The organism is Tenacibaculum sp. A30 (assembly GCF_051200845.1).
Classification (GTDB): Bacteria; Bacteroidota; Bacteroidia; order Flavobacteriales; family Flavobacteriaceae; genus Polaribacter.
In genome coordinates, this window is record NZ_CP195160.1 from 400,486 (window position 1) to 414,792 (window position 14,307).

General features: G+C 31.7%; 13 protein-coding genes. 7 read left to right on the plus strand and 6 right to left on the minus strand.

All coding sequences use genetic code 11. The annotated features are described in order from the left end of the window. The first annotated feature begins 47 nt into the window (after window positions 1–47). The 3 genes from ACR9ES_RS01895 to lysA all read left to right on the plus strand — a co-directional run bounded on the left by ACR9ES_RS01895 (window position 48) and on the right by lysA (window position 3,916). Window positions 48–1,118: a DUF3810 domain-containing protein gene (locus tag ACR9ES_RS01895; RefSeq protein ID WP_435254886.1), complete on the plus strand. Its 1,071-nt coding sequence runs from the start codon at window positions 48–50 to the stop codon at window positions 1,116–1,118. Window positions 1,119–1,190: 72 nt separating this feature from the next. Then, the gene (pepT, locus tag ACR9ES_RS01900) at window positions 1,191–2,429 is read left to right on the plus strand and encodes a peptidase T (RefSeq protein ID WP_435254887.1); all 1,239 of its coding nucleotides are present in this window, start codon (window positions 1,191–1,193) and stop codon (window positions 2,427–2,429) included. Between the two features lie 281 nt (window positions 2,430–2,710). Next, window positions 2,711–3,916 (plus strand): diaminopimelate decarboxylase, encoded by a 1,206-nt coding sequence (lysA, locus tag ACR9ES_RS01905; protein WP_435254888.1) that lies wholly within the window; start codon window positions 2,711–2,713, stop codon window positions 3,914–3,916. A gap of 487 nt (window positions 3,917–4,403) precedes the next feature. On the opposite strand, the gene rplI is transcribed toward lysA, so the two are convergent. From rplI to rpsF, 3 genes are read right to left on the minus strand one after another with little or no spacing between them, the layout of a single operon-like run. Then, window positions 4,404–4,850, minus strand: coding sequence for a 50S ribosomal protein L9 (gene rplI, locus ACR9ES_RS01910; RefSeq protein ID WP_274635017.1), 447 nt, complete (start codon window positions 4,848–4,850; stop codon window positions 4,404–4,406). A 15-nt stretch (window positions 4,851–4,865) separates the two neighbouring features. Beyond that, a complete protein-coding gene (gene rpsR, locus ACR9ES_RS01915; RefSeq protein ID WP_028892048.1) occupies window positions 4,866–5,162 on the minus strand; it encodes a 30S ribosomal protein S18 in 297 nt (98 codons plus the stop codon). 3 nt (window positions 5,163–5,165) lie between these two features. Next, the gene (gene rpsF / locus ACR9ES_RS01920; RefSeq protein ID WP_028892049.1) at window positions 5,166–5,507 is read right to left on the minus strand and encodes a 30S ribosomal protein S6; all 342 of its coding nucleotides are present in this window, start codon (window positions 5,505–5,507) and stop codon (window positions 5,166–5,168) included. 123 nt (window positions 5,508–5,630) lie between these two features. On the opposite strand from rpsF, the gene ACR9ES_RS01925 reads away from it, so the two are divergent. The 4 genes from ACR9ES_RS01925 (at window position 5,631) to ACR9ES_RS01940 (ending at window position 11,133) form a co-directional block, all read left to right on the plus strand. Next, window positions 5,631–6,527: a sterol desaturase family protein gene (locus tag ACR9ES_RS01925; RefSeq protein WP_435254889.1), complete on the plus strand. Its 897-nt coding sequence runs from the start codon at window positions 5,631–5,633 to the stop codon at window positions 6,525–6,527. A 480-nt stretch (window positions 6,528–7,007) separates the two neighbouring features. Then, window positions 7,008–9,224, plus strand: a complete 2,217-nt coding sequence (locus ACR9ES_RS01930; protein WP_299001641.1) for a RelA/SpoT family protein — start codon at window positions 7,008–7,010, stop codon at window positions 9,222–9,224. Window positions 9,225–9,386: 162 nt separating this feature from the next. After that, window positions 9,387–9,836, plus strand: a complete 450-nt coding sequence (locus ACR9ES_RS01935; protein ID WP_435254890.1) for a Fur family transcriptional regulator — start codon at window positions 9,387–9,389, stop codon at window positions 9,834–9,836. A 25-nt stretch (window positions 9,837–9,861) separates the two neighbouring features. Continuing rightward, entirely contained in the window at window positions 9,862–11,133 is a 1,272-nt protein-coding gene (locus ACR9ES_RS01940; protein ID WP_435254891.1) for an adenylosuccinate synthase, read from the plus strand. Between the two features lie 62 nt (window positions 11,134–11,195). Here the strand turns inward: ACR9ES_RS01940 and ACR9ES_RS01945 are convergent, their stop codons facing one another. From ACR9ES_RS01945 to nirK, 3 genes are read right to left on the minus strand one after another with little or no spacing between them, the layout of a single operon-like run. Continuing rightward, window positions 11,196–11,909 (minus strand): SCO family protein, encoded by a 714-nt coding sequence (locus ACR9ES_RS01945; RefSeq protein ID WP_435254892.1) that lies wholly within the window; start codon window positions 11,907–11,909, stop codon window positions 11,196–11,198. Next, entirely contained in the window at window positions 11,906–12,682 is a 777-nt protein-coding gene (locus ACR9ES_RS01950; RefSeq protein WP_435254893.1) for a formylglycine-generating enzyme family protein, read from the minus strand. Before ACR9ES_RS01950 ends, ACR9ES_RS01945 begins: the two co-directional genes overlap by 4 nt. Window positions 12,683–12,711: 29 nt before the next feature. Continuing rightward, window positions 12,712–14,124 (minus strand): copper-containing nitrite reductase, encoded by a 1,413-nt coding sequence (gene nirK / locus ACR9ES_RS01955; RefSeq protein WP_435255613.1) that lies wholly within the window; start codon window positions 14,122–14,124, stop codon window positions 12,712–12,714. Between the last annotated feature and the right edge of the window lie 183 nt (window positions 14,125–14,307).

Sequence of the window (14,307 nt, forward strand, 5' to 3'; positions counted from 1 at the left end):
TGTTATTAACTTGTTGATAACGTATCAACTTTCTTATTTTTGGACGTATGAGCCATCAAAAAAAATATATTTACATTGCGTTAGCACTTCCAATTCAGATAATTTTAGTGCAAATTTTACGCCAAAATCCGCAATGGATTGAACACTATTATAGCACTGGTGTCTACCCTTATTTTTCTAGGTTTTTTCGTGTTTTTTTTGGTTGGATTCCTTTTTCTGTTGGTGATGTGTTAGGTTTTATATTCCTTTTTTTATTCCTAAAAAAAATATACGAAGTCATAAAAAAACGTTTTAAAAACACGCTTCCTAATTTAATAAAATCCACAGCGATTCTATCAATTATTTATTGTTGTTTTTATGCTTTTTGGGGTTTGAATTATTTTAGAGAGCCCTTAGCTAAGAATTTAGGCTTACAGCAATCCAACTACACTACCGAAGAATTAGTTTCTACAACAGAACATATTATTAAAGAATTAAACGCTGTTCACCTACAAATTACCTCTAACGATTCTGTAAAAGTGGTCGTTCCTTATTCTCAAAAAGAAATATATAAATTGGCTCCTAATGGTTTTAAATCGTTATCAGCCATTTACCCACAGTTAAACTATCAAACTTCATCAATAAAAAGTTCTTTGGTAAGTTTATTTCAATCGTACAATGGAACTTCAGGATACCTTAATCCATTAACCGGTGAGGCTCAAGTAAATGATATGATTCCTAAAACAGGTTATCCAGCTACTACCTGTCATGAAATAGCACACCAAATTGGCTGGGCAGCAGAAAATGATGCTAATTTTGTGGGGTTTTTAGCTTCTGTAGCAAATGATGACCTCTACTTTAAATATTCTGGTTACCGTATGGCTTACAACTATTGTATTCGTCAAGTGTATAAAAGAGATAAAGAATTAGGGAAAGAACTGGCTAAAACGTTAAATGAAGGTGTTTATAAAGATTATAAAGCTAGTTACGTACATTGGCAACAATTTAAAAACCCTATTGAACCTTACCTAAAAAAAGGGTACAATTCTTATTTAAAAGCCAACAATCAATCAAAAGGAATACAATCGTATAGCTATGTTGTCGATTTATTGATTGCTTATTTTAAAAATGAATATTAACATAAATTCATCTTATTTCACTTCACTAAATACATTTGAAATAGCTATTTTTGAGGCTTTAAAAATACTACGATGAACAAACAACATATAATTGACCGATTTATTAAGTATGTAACTATTGATACTGAAAGTGATCCTAACAATCCTGCTTTTCCTAGTACTGAAAAACAATGGGACTTAGCCAAAGTTCTTGAAAAAGAATTGAAGGAAATAGGAATGGAAGATGTTGAATTAGATGAGAATTGTTATTTAATGGCAACGTTACCTAGTAATTTAGATTACGAAGTGCCAACTATTGGTTTTGTTGCTCATATAGATACTAGTCCAGATTTTACAGGAGCCAATGTTAAACCTCAAATTCATGAGAATTACGACGGTAAAGACATCTTATTAAACAAGGAAGAAAACATCGTTTTATCTCCTGATTATTTCGAGGATTTATTACAATACAAAGGTCAAACAATTATTACTACTGACGGTACTACTTTATTAGGTGCTGATGATAAGGCTGGGGTTACGGAGATCGTTTCAGCGATGGAATACTTAATCCAACACCCAGAAATTAAGCACGGTAAAATCCGTATTTGCTTTACTCCTGATGAAGAAGTTGGTAAAGGAGCTCACATGTTTGATGTTGAAAAATTTGGTGCAGAATGGGCTTACACTATGGACGGAAGTCAGATTGGAGAATTAGAGTACGAAAACTTTAATGCTGCTGGAGCAACAGTTATTATTAATGGTAAAATTGTACACCCAGGTTACGCGAAAGGAAAAATGATCAACTCTATGTTAATTGCTAGTGAGTACATCAATGCTTTACCTGAAGATGAAGTGCCAGAAAAAACTACTGGTTATGAAGGTTTCTTCCATTTACACCACATGCAAGGTGAAGTTGAAAAAACAACTTTACACTATATTATTAGAGATCACGACATGAATCAATTCAATAACCGTAAGCAAGCTATGTTAGATTTAGCCGAAGTGTTGAATGCTAAACGTGGACAAAAATTAGTTTCTGTTGAAATTAAAGATCAATATTTCAACATGAAAGAAAAAGTAACTCCTGTAATGCATATTGTTGATATTGCTGAAGAGGTAATGAAAGATATGGGAATTACTCCGTTAATCAAACCTATTCGTGGTGGTACTGATGGTTCTCAATTATCATACAAAGGATTACCTTGTCCGAACATTTTTGCTGGTGGACATAATTTCCACGGACGTTATGAATACGTTCCTGCAGAAAGTATTGTAAAAGCTAGTGAGGTTATTGTTGGTATTGCTCAAAAAGTAGCAGTAAAATTCCAATAATCTATTACTACGTTATAAAATTAAAAACTCTAGCTGCAGCTAGAGTTTTTTTAATGATATCATCTACCCCTTAAAGAAAATATCATAGTTTTTGAAATAAATCCCCTTAACTTTATTTCACCACAAATATGTACCTTTTTAAAAAGCTTAGAAACAGGAAAATTCCCTTTTACCTATCTTAAAAACCCCTTATTTCACAAAAAAACACAAATTTGTATATTTCTTTTATTTAATTTTTTGCAAAATAACACCTATCTATTTTTGTGGCAAATAATAATTAAATGAATAGACGAGACCTTTTAAAGTTGACAGATAAGTATCAGTCTCCTTTGTATGTTTACGACACTGAAAAAATCATTTCTCAATACAAGAAGATTACCTCTGCATTTTCAAAAGTGAAAAATGTAAAAATTAATTATGCCGTAAAAGCGTTATCTAACATTAATATATTAAAGGTGTTTAATAAGCTTAATAGCGGATTAGATACAGTTTCTATTCAAGAAGTAAAATTAGGTTTATTAGCAGGGTTTGAACCTCATGAAATTATCTACACTCCTAACGGTGTTTCTCTTCAAGAAATAGAAGATGTTGCTAAGTTAGGTGTTCAAATTAACATTGATAATTTATCTATTTTAGAATTATTCGGACAAAAGCACCCAACAATACCTGTGTGTATTCGTATCAATCCACATGTTATGGCAGGTGGAAATAGTAAAATATCTGTTGGACATATCGATTCTAAATTTGGAATTTCAATTCACCAAGTACCTCATATAAAAAGAGTAGTAGAAAATACAGGAATGCATATTAATGGAATACACATGCATACGGGTTCTGATATTTTAGACATTGATACTTTTTTACGTGCTTCTGAAATTTTATTTGACGTAGCTAAGCAATTCAAAGATATCGATTTTGTAGATTTTGGTAGTGGATTTAAAGTTCCTTATAAAAAAGATGATATTTCTACTAATATTGAAGAGTTAGGAGAAAAACTATCGGTTAGATTTAATCAATTTTGTAAAGATTATCGTAAAGATGTTACTTTAATGTTTGAACCTGGAAAGTTTTTAGTTAGTGAAGCTGGTTATTTCTTAGCGAAAGTAAATGTGATTAAACAAACTACGTCTACTGTATTTGCTGGTATTGATAGCGGTTTAAATCATTTAATTCGCCCAATGTTTTATAATTCATACCATCACATAGAAAACATCTCTAACCCGAAAGGAAGAGAACGTTTTTATAGTGTAGTAGGTTATATCTGTGAAACAGACACTTTTGGTTCTAACCGAAGAATTAATGAAATTTCTGAAGGAGATATTTTATGTTTCCATAATGCAGGAGCTTATTGTTTCTCGATGGCATCTAACTACAATTCTAGATACAAACCTGCTGAAGTAATGATTTATAAAGGAAAAGATTACTTAATTAGAAAAAGAGAAACTATAGAAGATATTCTTAGAAATCAAGAAAACATTACATTATAATAAAAATTAAAAGCTCTGACCCAAAAAGGTCAGAGCTTTTTTAAAATATAATCAACCCCTCAAAGACTATATTTTAAAACGTTGTAATTAAAGTCCCCTATCTTTATTTACACTACAAATATCATTGAAATATTTTATAATTATCATAGGAAAATCCCCTTTTCTATAAGAATAACACCCTAAATAACAAACAGCCTTTAATTTTGAAAGCCATTTTGTATTTAAATTAAGGTATATTAAAGTTTTAATTTAGAAAATATATCGTAAACCTAACTGCATTTGCCATTGAGATAATAAACTTGAATCATAACCAAACGTTTTGTTTGAGTTAGATGTAAATAAATATATTGAAGCTTGTTAATAATCAGGCACATAACTAGTAGGGGTAACATCTGGAAATCTAATATCTCTATAATTTAAGAAATAAAAAAATCCGCTCGACTGAGCGGATTTATACTTTATTAACAGGTATTTAACAATTTAGTTACTATTCAGCAACTACTTCAAATACGATGTCAGCTACAACAGTTCTGTGTAAACGTACAGCAGCGTTGTATTTTCCTAATCTTTTTACGTTACCTCCAGTAACTTTGATGAATTTCTTATCGATTTCAGTACCAGCTTTTACTAAAGCTTCTGCAACATCAATGTTGTTAACTGAACCAAATAATTTATCACCTGAACCTACTTTAGAAGCAATCTTTAATTCGTAACCTTTAATAGTTTCAGCTAACTTGTTAGCATCTTCAATTAATTTAGCTTCTTTATAAGCACGTTGCTTTAAGTTTTCTGCTAATACTTTTTTAGCTGAAGAAGTAGCTAAAATTGCATATCCTTGAGGTATTAGGTAGTTACGTCCGTAACCATTCTTAACAGTTACGATATCGTCTTTAAAACCTAAGTTTTCTACGTCTTGTTTTAATATCAATTCCATGTTTCTACTTCTTTATTATTTTAACATATCTCCAACGTATGGCATTAAAGCTAAGTGACGAGCTCTTTTGATAGCTTGAGCCACTTTACGTTGATATTTTAATGATGTTCCTGTTAAACGTCTTGGTAAAATTTTACCTTGCTCGTTTACTAAATACATTAAGAAGTCTGCATCTTTGTAATCGATGTACTTAATACCGTTTTTCTTGAAACGACAGTATTTAGCTTCTTTCTTAGTTTCAATATCAAGCGGAGTTAAGTAACGTACTTCTCCTTGCTTATTTCCTTTTGCTTGTTGTTCTATAGATGCCATTTCTTACTTTTTTGCTGATTTAACACGTTCTCTTCTCTTTTCAGCCCAAGCTGCAGCATGTTTGTCTAACTTTACAGTTAAATAACGCATAACGCTATCGTCACGTCTAAACTCTAATTCAAACGGAGCGATTGCTTCACCTGCTACTTTGTACTCAAATAAGTGGTAAAATCCACTTTTTTTCTTCTCGATTGGGTAAGCTAACTTCTTTAAGCCCCAATCTTCTTTAGAAATCATTTCTGCACCTTTAGAAAGTAAGTAGTCCTCAAACTTCTTTACTGCTTCCTTTATCTGAGTTTCAGATAAAACGGGATTCAAAATGAAAACAGTTTCGTAATGATTCATAATTAAATTATTTAAAATTTATTTTTAAGCCTGCAAATATACTGTTTTTAAATCCATAAACAAACTCTTAACTTTAAATAATTTCATGATTTTGTGTATGTTTGTAACTAGACGAACTTATTTATGCAAATTCCTGAAATCCCTAATCTAATTCATTACGCAATTCCCTTCTTTATTATAACAGTAATTATTGAAGTTATTTTAACCGTTAAAGTGAAATTAGAAGATTATGAATTTAAAGATGCTGCTACTTCAATTACTATGGGATTGGGTAATGTTTTTGTAGGATTGCTTACTAAAGGAATTATTCTAGGTGTATTTGTTTTTTTATATCAATATCGTTTATTTACCATTCCATTTGCTTGGTGGTCGTGGATTATCTTATTATTTGCTGAAGATTTTGCTTATTATTGGAATCACAGAATTGCACATGAAAGCCGTTTATTTTGGGCAAGTCACGTAGTACATCATTCTTCAACTAAATACAATTTAAGTACTGCCTTACGTCAAACATGGTCTGGAAGCTTTTATACCTTTATCTTTTGGGCTCCGTTAGCTATTATTGGTTTTCATCCTCTTATGATATTAACTCAAATGAGTATTAGTTTACTATATCAATACTGGATTCATACTGAATTGATTGACAAAATGCCTAAATGGTTTGAAGCTGTTTTTAATACGCCTAGTCATCACCGAGTACATCATGCTACCAATCCACAGTATTTAGACAGAAATCACGCTGGAATTTTTATTATTTGGGATAAACTCTTTGGTACTTTTGAACCAGAAGTTGAAAAACCTATATATGGTTTGGTAACAAATATTAACACCTATAACCCTATAAAGGTTGCTTTTATTGAATGGTACAACATGTTTACCGATGTATTTAAAAGTAAAACTTCTATTGGAAAAAGGCTTTTATATTTTATAAAACCCCCTGGATGGAAACATGACGGAACAGGAAAACTTTCTACCGATTTACGCAGGGAATGGGAGAACAAACAAGAAAATAAAACTTAAAAAGAAAAAAACCTCCAGCTTTTTTTAATGCTGGAGGTTCGAATATCATCTTTAAATGATATTTCAGGGGGACTTATACTGTAACGTCAGCTCCTCTGAATTATAACGCAAATTTATACCTTATCTATAAATATTCTTACAGGAAAAAACCTAGATGTTACTAATTTTAAGATTATTTTAATATATAGTTACGTGTTTTACCAGCTTACTTCTACTTCAACAACTACTGAACTAGAAAAACCTCTTATTAAATTGTATTCCATTAAAAATCAATAATTTGAAAAAACAAACAATAACAACACCTAGTTTAGCACATTTTTTTAGTTTTTCTCTATAATTATTATTTCTACTTCTAGTAGTTATTATCGTTTATAAAAGCAAAAACTAACCGTAAACATTTACTCTCAAAACTTGCTCAATATAATTCTTTGTACTACTTTTATTTTAGATCATAATAAAACAAACAAGAGCTTTTAGTGTATGAGTTATAATGTAACGATAGAAGAAGAGAACAAAGAGATAGCTAGTAGGTATAAAAAATTATTAAAAGGTACGTATCAAACATTATCAGAAGACGATAAAAAACTGATTCGTAAAGCTTTTGATATTGCTGTAGAAGCACATTCTAAACAGCGAAGAAAAACAGGAGAACCTTATATTTACCATCCTATTGCCGTAGCTAAAATTGTTGCTGACGAAATAGGTTTGGGTGCTACTTCTATTGCTGCAGCCTTACTTCACGATGTTGTTGAAGATACACATTATACGATTGATGATATGGAGCGTTTGTTTGGAGAAAACATTGCCCGTATTGTTAGTGGTTTAACTAAAATATCGAATTTAAAACAAGAGCAAGACTACTCTATACAAGCAGAAAATTTCAGAAAAATGTTACTCACATTACATGATGATGTTCGAGTAATTTTGATCAAAATTGCGGATAGATTGCACAACATGCAAACCATGGATTCGATGCCTCCTCATAAGCAGGTAAAAATAGCATCTGAAACCTTGTACATTTATGCGCCTCTTGCCCACCGTTTAGGTTTATACAACATTAAAACTGAGTTGGAAGATTTAGGTTTAAAATACACTGAGCCAGATGTGTATCAAGATATTTTAACTAAAATCAAAGAAAGCAAAGAAGATCAACAAAAGTATATTGATAGCTTTACTGGTATTTTAAAAGAAGCTCTAGATAAAGAAGGATTTAACTACGATATAAAAGGACGTTTTAAATCAATTTTCTCTATTCGTAGAAAAATGCGTAAGCAAAACGTAACTTTTGACGAGGTTTACGACAAATTTGCTATTCGAATTATTTATGAGCCTACTTCGGGTGATGAAAAATTTGATGCTTGGAAAATATACTCTATTGTAACAGACTTTTTCAAACCAAACCCTGCTCGTTTACGCGATTGGATTTCTCAGCCTAAATCTACAGGATACGAAGCTTTACACATTACCGTAATTGGTCCACTAGCAAAATGGGTTGAAGTACAAATCCGTTCAAATAGAATGGATGAAATTGCTGAAAAAGGATATGCTGCCCATTTTAAATACAAACAAGGAAATGTTCAAGAAAATGGTTTAGATGGTTGGCTAAACCGTTTAAAAGAAAGTTTAGAAAACCAAAGTTTAGATGCTGTAGATTTTGTTGAAGATTTTAAACTTAATCTCTATGCTAAAGAAATTTATGTTTTCACTCCTAAAGGAGAACTAAAATCACTTCCTAAAGGAGCTTCTGCGCTAGATTTTGCCTTTTCTGTACATACCGATGTAGGGCTAAAATGTCGTGGTGCAAAGGTGAATGGTAAATTAGTGCCTTTAAGTCATGAATTAAAAAGTGGTGATCAGGTAGAAGTTCTTACTGCTGCTAACAACAAACCGAATGTGCGTTGGTTAGATTTTGTGTTAACTGCCAGAGCACGTGCTAAAATTAAATCTGCCTTAAAAGCAGAAGAAAAGAAAATAGCTGAAGAAGGAAAAGCTATTTTACAACGTAAACTACGTCATTTAAAAATTAATTATAACGAAAAGGTAGTACATGAACTTGCTAGTTATTTCGGTTTAAAAACCAGCTTCGATTTATTTTATCGTGTAGGTAATGGCGCTATAGATAATACACAACTTAAACAGTTTGTTGCTCAAAGAAGCAGTAGCTTTATGGGCTTTATCAAAAATACCTTCCGTAGAAATCCTTCTAAAGAAATTTTAGAAAAAGAAGAAGTTACTAATAAATATGATGCTTTAGTTTTTGGTAAAGAAGAACAAACGTTGGATTACACGCTAGCAAAATGTTGTTCTCCTATTCCTGGTGATAAAGTTTTTGGTTTTGTTACTATTAATGAAGGAATTAAAGTGCATAAAAATGATTGTCCGAATGCAATTTCTTTACAGTCAAATTACGCCTACAGAATCATGCCTGCAAAATGGATTGATTCTACTAAGCAAGAATTTACTGCTATTTTACACCTTTCAGGTATTGATAATAAAGGAATTGTTAACAACATTACCAAAATAATTTCTAACAGTATGGATGTTTTTATCCATAGCATTAACATCTCTGGAGATAATGGAGTTTTTGATGGAAAACTATCGTTAAGTGTAAAAAATAAAAACCAATTAGAGAAGTTAATAGGTAGCATGAAAAAAGTAGAAGGTGTACAAAAAGTTGAACGTGTTAATACTTTATAAACATCATTTTAATATCGTTGTTTTTTTATCAAGAAATAAACGTAAATTTGCCCTTTAATTCAAATCGCAAATAAGCGTATGTGATTTTTATTAAAGATACATTTTAATAAGTACAAATATTTGAATCGTATATCTCACCTAGTGAGTAAAATTTTAAAATAAATGAGTAATTCAGCAGAAAATCAAGAAATTGTAAAAAAAGTGTTTACTTCTTTTCTAGAAGAAAACAAGCATCGTAAAACACCTGAACGTTATGCTATTTTACAAGAGATTTACGATGCTGATGAGCATTTTGATATCGAATCTTTGTATATTAAAATGAAAAACAAAAACTATCGTGTAAGTAGAGCTACGCTATACAATACGATGGATTTGTTATTAGATTGTGGATTGGTTCGTAAACATCAGTTTGATGGACAATCAATGGCGCGTTATGAAAAAAGTTACTTCGATAAAAACCATGATCATGTAATTCTTACAGATTCTGGTGAGGTAAAAGAATTTTGTGACCCACGAATTCAAATCATCAAAAAAACAATTGAAGAGGTTTTTGATATTGATATTCACAATCACTCACTTTATTTCTACGGAACAAAAAGAAACAACAAATAAAAACATACACTTAACAACACACTAAATGGCAGTAGATTTATTACTTGGTTTACAATGGGGAGACGAAGGAAAAGGTAAAATTGTAGACGTATTAACAAAAAACTACGATATTATTGCTCGTTTTCAAGGAGGTCCTAACGCAGGTCATACCTTAATTTTTGACGGAAACAAGCACGTATTACACACAATTCCTTCAGGAATTTTTCATAAAACAGCTTTAAACGTGGTGGGTAACGGAGTAGTTATCGATCCTGTTATATTTCAAAGAGAATTAGAAAATTTAGATACGCACAATATCGATTATACATCTAAATTATTAATTTCTCGTAAAGCACACTTAATTTTACCTACACACCGATTATTAGACGCAGCTTCTGAAACTTCAAAAGGAAAAGCAAAAATCGGTTCTACATTAAAAGGAATTGGACCAACTTACATGGACAAAACTGGTAGAAACGGAATGCGTGTTGGTGATTTAGAATTAGACAACTGGAAAGAAAAATATAGAGCTTTAACTGAAAAGCATTTAAGTATGTTAGCATACTTTGATGTACAAATCGATTACGATTTAGATGAGTTAGAAGCTGAATTTTCTAGAGGTATTGATAAATTAAAAACATTACAATTTATCGATTCTGAAGAGTTTTTAAACAACGCTATTAAAGAAGGTAAAACTATCTTAGCTGAAGGAGCCCAAGGATCGTTATTAGATATTGATTTTGGTACGTATCCATTCGTAACTTCTTCAAACACTACCGCTGCTGGTGCTTGTACTGGTTTAGGAGTTGCTCCTAACAGAATTGGTGAGGTATTTGGTATTTTTAAGGCATACACTACTCGTGTAGGTTCAGGACCTTTCCCAACTGAATTATTTGACGAAGACGGAGCTACTATGGCTAAAGTTGGTCATGAATTTGGTGCTACAACTGGTCGTCCTCGTCGTTGTGGATGGTTAGATTTAGTTGCTTTAAAATATGCTGTTGATGTAAACGGTGTTACGCAATTAATGATGATGAAAGGTGATGTATTATCTGGTTTTGACACTTTAAAAGTATGTACTTCTTACAACTATAAAGGTGAACAGATTTCTCATTTACCTTATAACATCGAGCCAGAAAATGTAACAGTTAACTATACTGAGTTTAAAGGTTGGGAAGATGATTTAACAAAAATGTCTTCTGCTGATGAGTTACCTCAAAACTTATTAGAGTATATCTCTTTTATTGAAAAGGAAACAGGAGTACCTGTAAAGATCGTTTCAGTAGGACCTGATAGAAAGCAGACAATTAATAGATAAATTTAAAAGGAGCTCAATTAGAGCTCCTTTTTTTATGTTCTTTTAGAAGAACTATTGTAAAACTATTTTTTAACAGTTTCTAAAATACTTGCAATCGTTTCTTTATTATCCACACCCAAACCTTCTTGTTGATGCACTAATTCTCCTTCCGGATTGAATACACTTATGATATTTGAATGTGAAAAATCTAACGGAGAAATTTGTTTGTACTTCACAGCTAACACATTGGCAAATTCTCTGACAGATTCTTCTGTTCCTTGTAAAAAAGTCCAATATTCATCATCCATAAAGTTTTCTATGGCAAAAGCTTTTAATTTTTCAGGAGTATCATTTTTAGGATCAATACTTACTAAAACATATTGTAAATCATCATTATATTCTTCTGGTATTTTTGATTCAATATTACGCATATCGGCAACCAATCTCGGACAAGCAGCTTTACACGTTGTGTAAATCATTACCATAACCAAGGTTTTTCCTCTTAAATCTTCTAAATGAATACTTACATTTTCTTCTGTTTTCCAAACAGAGGTTAAATTAAATATAGAACTTTCAGAAATATCAGTCGCTAACTCTTTAGCTTCTTTTTTCTTTTTTGGCACTAAATCCATTTTACAAACGGGGCAACTTCCTTCTTCTGTATAAGTTTTATCTCCTTCGCAAAACATAGGACATTCATAAACTACACTTGAACTTATCTTGCTTTTTTCAGTTTTACAAGAATTGAATACTAGTATTGAAAAAAGAATTATTGTTACTATTTTTACTACTTTCATTGTTCTATATTTTTATCTTTTACACACCTAAAGCCTAGGTTTTTCATAGTGTTTTTAGCTTTTAAACTACCTCGTGTTGCATAACGCATAAAGGCTGCATAATTCATTAAATCTGTTGATCCTACTGCGGCGCTACCACAAAATAAGTTGCTATCGTTATCTACATCTTTTCTAGATTCTCCTGATACTAATACCGAGTTAAAATCAGATGTCCATTCCCAAACTAAACCATGCATATCATATACACCCCAATAGTTTTTAAATGTTGATCCTATTTCATCGTCAAAAGTTCTTGGTTTTTCATACCAGCTTAAAATGTATTCGTTGTAGGTTTTTAAAGTTCGTGCATCGGGCAATGTTTGGTTTGCCATAGCTACATATTCCCATTCATCAACAGTTGCTAATCTTTTACCTTGCTCTTCACAATAACATTTCGCAGCAAACCAAGATATATTGGTTACGGGTGAGTTTAATTTAAGCTTATCTCCTATTTCAATATCACTTTTCCAATCGATAAGATAACTTTTGTCTGCAAAAAGCCTTACTACTTTAGATCTTTTCCACTTCGGATTTTCTTTTACAAACTGTAAAAAATCTTCGTTAGTTACAGGATAAACATCTATAAAAAAATCATTAATGGTTACTTGTGCAGAATCTCTTCCGTATAGAGGAATATAAGTTCCTCCTTTAATTTGAACCATTTTAGATTGACAATTCATATTGGAAATGCCAAAGAAAAATATACAAATTGTCAATCTTAAAATAGTCTTCATTTCTTTAAATTTTAGTTTTTACTATACTTTTAGTGAGTACTTCTTACTTCTACTACAGAGTTAACACTAACATTTGTTTTGTTGTTACCCCAAGAGTTATATACGTAAGTAAGTACGTCTGCCACTTCTTCATCACTTAAAGCTTGTTTGGTCATTACACTGTTGTATTTTTGACCGTTTACAGTAATTTCTCCTGAAATACCATGCAATACAATATCAATAGCACGTTTAACATCTGCGTTTAAGTAATCAGATTTTGCTAAAGGAGGGAAAGCATTCGGAATTCCTTCTCCATTGACTTGGTGACAAGCAAAACATGTTTGAGTGTATATTTGTTTACCTGCTTCAATTTTTTGAGCCAATGTTTTTTCTTGAGGTTTCTTAACTTCCTCTTTTTTACCATTAGGCATTTCTTGAATAGTACCTCCTTCTGGATTATAAATTCCTTCTTGTTTTACACCTGAATAAATTTTCTTGTTTTCTTCTCCATTTACTTTTAGCATTGCTAAAGCTCCTTTGTTAAAGGCTCTAAAAATAGCGTGATCTACTAAAATAAATGTTCCTGGAGTATCTACTTTAAAATCTACAATCGCTGCTCCACCAGCAGGAATTAATGTTGTTTGAACGTCTTTATTTACTAAAGATCCTCCTTCTATATAAACACTGTCAAAAATTTCACCAATAACATGGAAAGATGATGTTAAGTTAGGACCTCCGTTTCCTACATACAAACGTACTGTTTCTCCAACGTTAGCTGTAATGGCTTTATCTCCTGTTAAAGCTCCTACACTTCCGTTAAACACTACATAATCTGCATCTTCATCTACTGCTTTTCTCATATCAAAAGCTTGTAAACCTGGTTCTCCGTTTTCTCCTTTCGTATAGAAATCTCCCTGCATAATGTAGTACTCTTTGTCTACTTTAGGCAAACCTCCTTCAGGCTCTACTAAGATTAATCCGTACATTCCGTTTGCTATGTGCATTCCAACAGGTGCAGTAGCACAGTGGTACACATACAATCCAGGATTTAATGTTTTAAATGAAAATGTTTTTTCTTGTCCTGGAGCTACAAATGAAGAAGTTGCTCCTCCTCCTGGTCCTGTAACCGCATGTAAATCGATATTATGAGGCAATCTGTTGTCAGGGTGATTAGATAAAGTAAATTCTACTTCATCTCCTACTCTAGTTCGAATAAAACTTCCTGGAACGGTTCCTCCAAAAGTCCAATAAACATACTCTACCCCATCGGTCATTGTTCCTTTTTCTTCAAGAATTTCCATTTTTACTATCAGCTTTTTAGCTGTTCTGTCACCTACTGGTGCAGGAACGTACGGTGGTGCTGTTAATTCAGCTTCCATAGTACCCTTTATAGCAATTGTAGAAGTATCTACCATTGCTAAATCTTTTGGCTTTTCACTTTTACAACTTGTTAAAACTAACATCGCTGCTAATACTACTGCAATTGATTTTACTTTTCTCATTTTGTTTTTATTGATGTAGTTGTTAATATTAATTTTCAATAAAAGATTTTTTTATCTTTTATATTGACGAAATTACTACAAGTTATAAAATTAAAATATGATTTTTATCATGAAACAAAAAAAGGGCATTATGCCCTTTTTTAT

Coding starts and splice junctions, on each gene's coding strand:
- lysA (WP_435254888.1), top strand. CDS start 2,711: ATGAATAGACGAGACCTTTTAAAGTTGACAGATAAGTATCAGTCTCCT.
- ACR9ES_RS01925 (WP_435254889.1), top strand. CDS start 5,631: ATGCAAATTCCTGAAATCCCTAATCTAATTCATTACGCAATTCCCTTC.
- ACR9ES_RS01930 (WP_299001641.1), top strand. CDS start 7,008: ATGAGTTATAATGTAACGATAGAAGAAGAGAACAAAGAGATAGCTAGT.
- ACR9ES_RS01940 (WP_435254891.1), top strand. CDS start 9,862: ATGGCAGTAGATTTATTACTTGGTTTACAATGGGGAGACGAAGGAAAA.
- ACR9ES_RS01945 (WP_435254892.1), bottom strand. CDS start 11,909: ATGAAAGTAGTAAAAATAGTAACAATAATTCTTTTTTCAATACTAGTA.
- nirK (WP_435255613.1), bottom strand. CDS start 14,124: ATGTTAGTTTTAACAAGTTGTAAAAGTGAAAAGCCAAAAGATTTAGCA.
- rpsF (WP_028892049.1), bottom strand. CDS start 5,507: ATGAATCATTACGAAACTGTTTTCATTTTGAATCCCGTTTTATCTGAA.
- ACR9ES_RS01895 (WP_435254886.1), top strand. CDS start 48: ATGAGCCATCAAAAAAAATATATTTACATTGCGTTAGCACTTCCAATT.
- ACR9ES_RS01950 (WP_435254893.1), bottom strand. CDS start 12,682: ATGAAGACTATTTTAAGATTGACAATTTGTATATTTTTCTTTGGCATT.
- ACR9ES_RS01935 (WP_435254890.1), top strand. CDS start 9,387: ATGAGTAATTCAGCAGAAAATCAAGAAATTGTAAAAAAAGTGTTTACT.
- rplI (WP_274635017.1), bottom strand. CDS start 4,850: ATGGAATTGATATTAAAACAAGACGTAGAAAACTTAGGTTTTAAAGAC.
- pepT (WP_435254887.1), top strand. CDS start 1,191: ATGAACAAACAACATATAATTGACCGATTTATTAAGTATGTAACTATT.
- rpsR (WP_028892048.1), bottom strand. CDS start 5,162: ATGGCATCTATAGAACAACAAGCAAAAGGAAATAAGCAAGGAGAAGTA.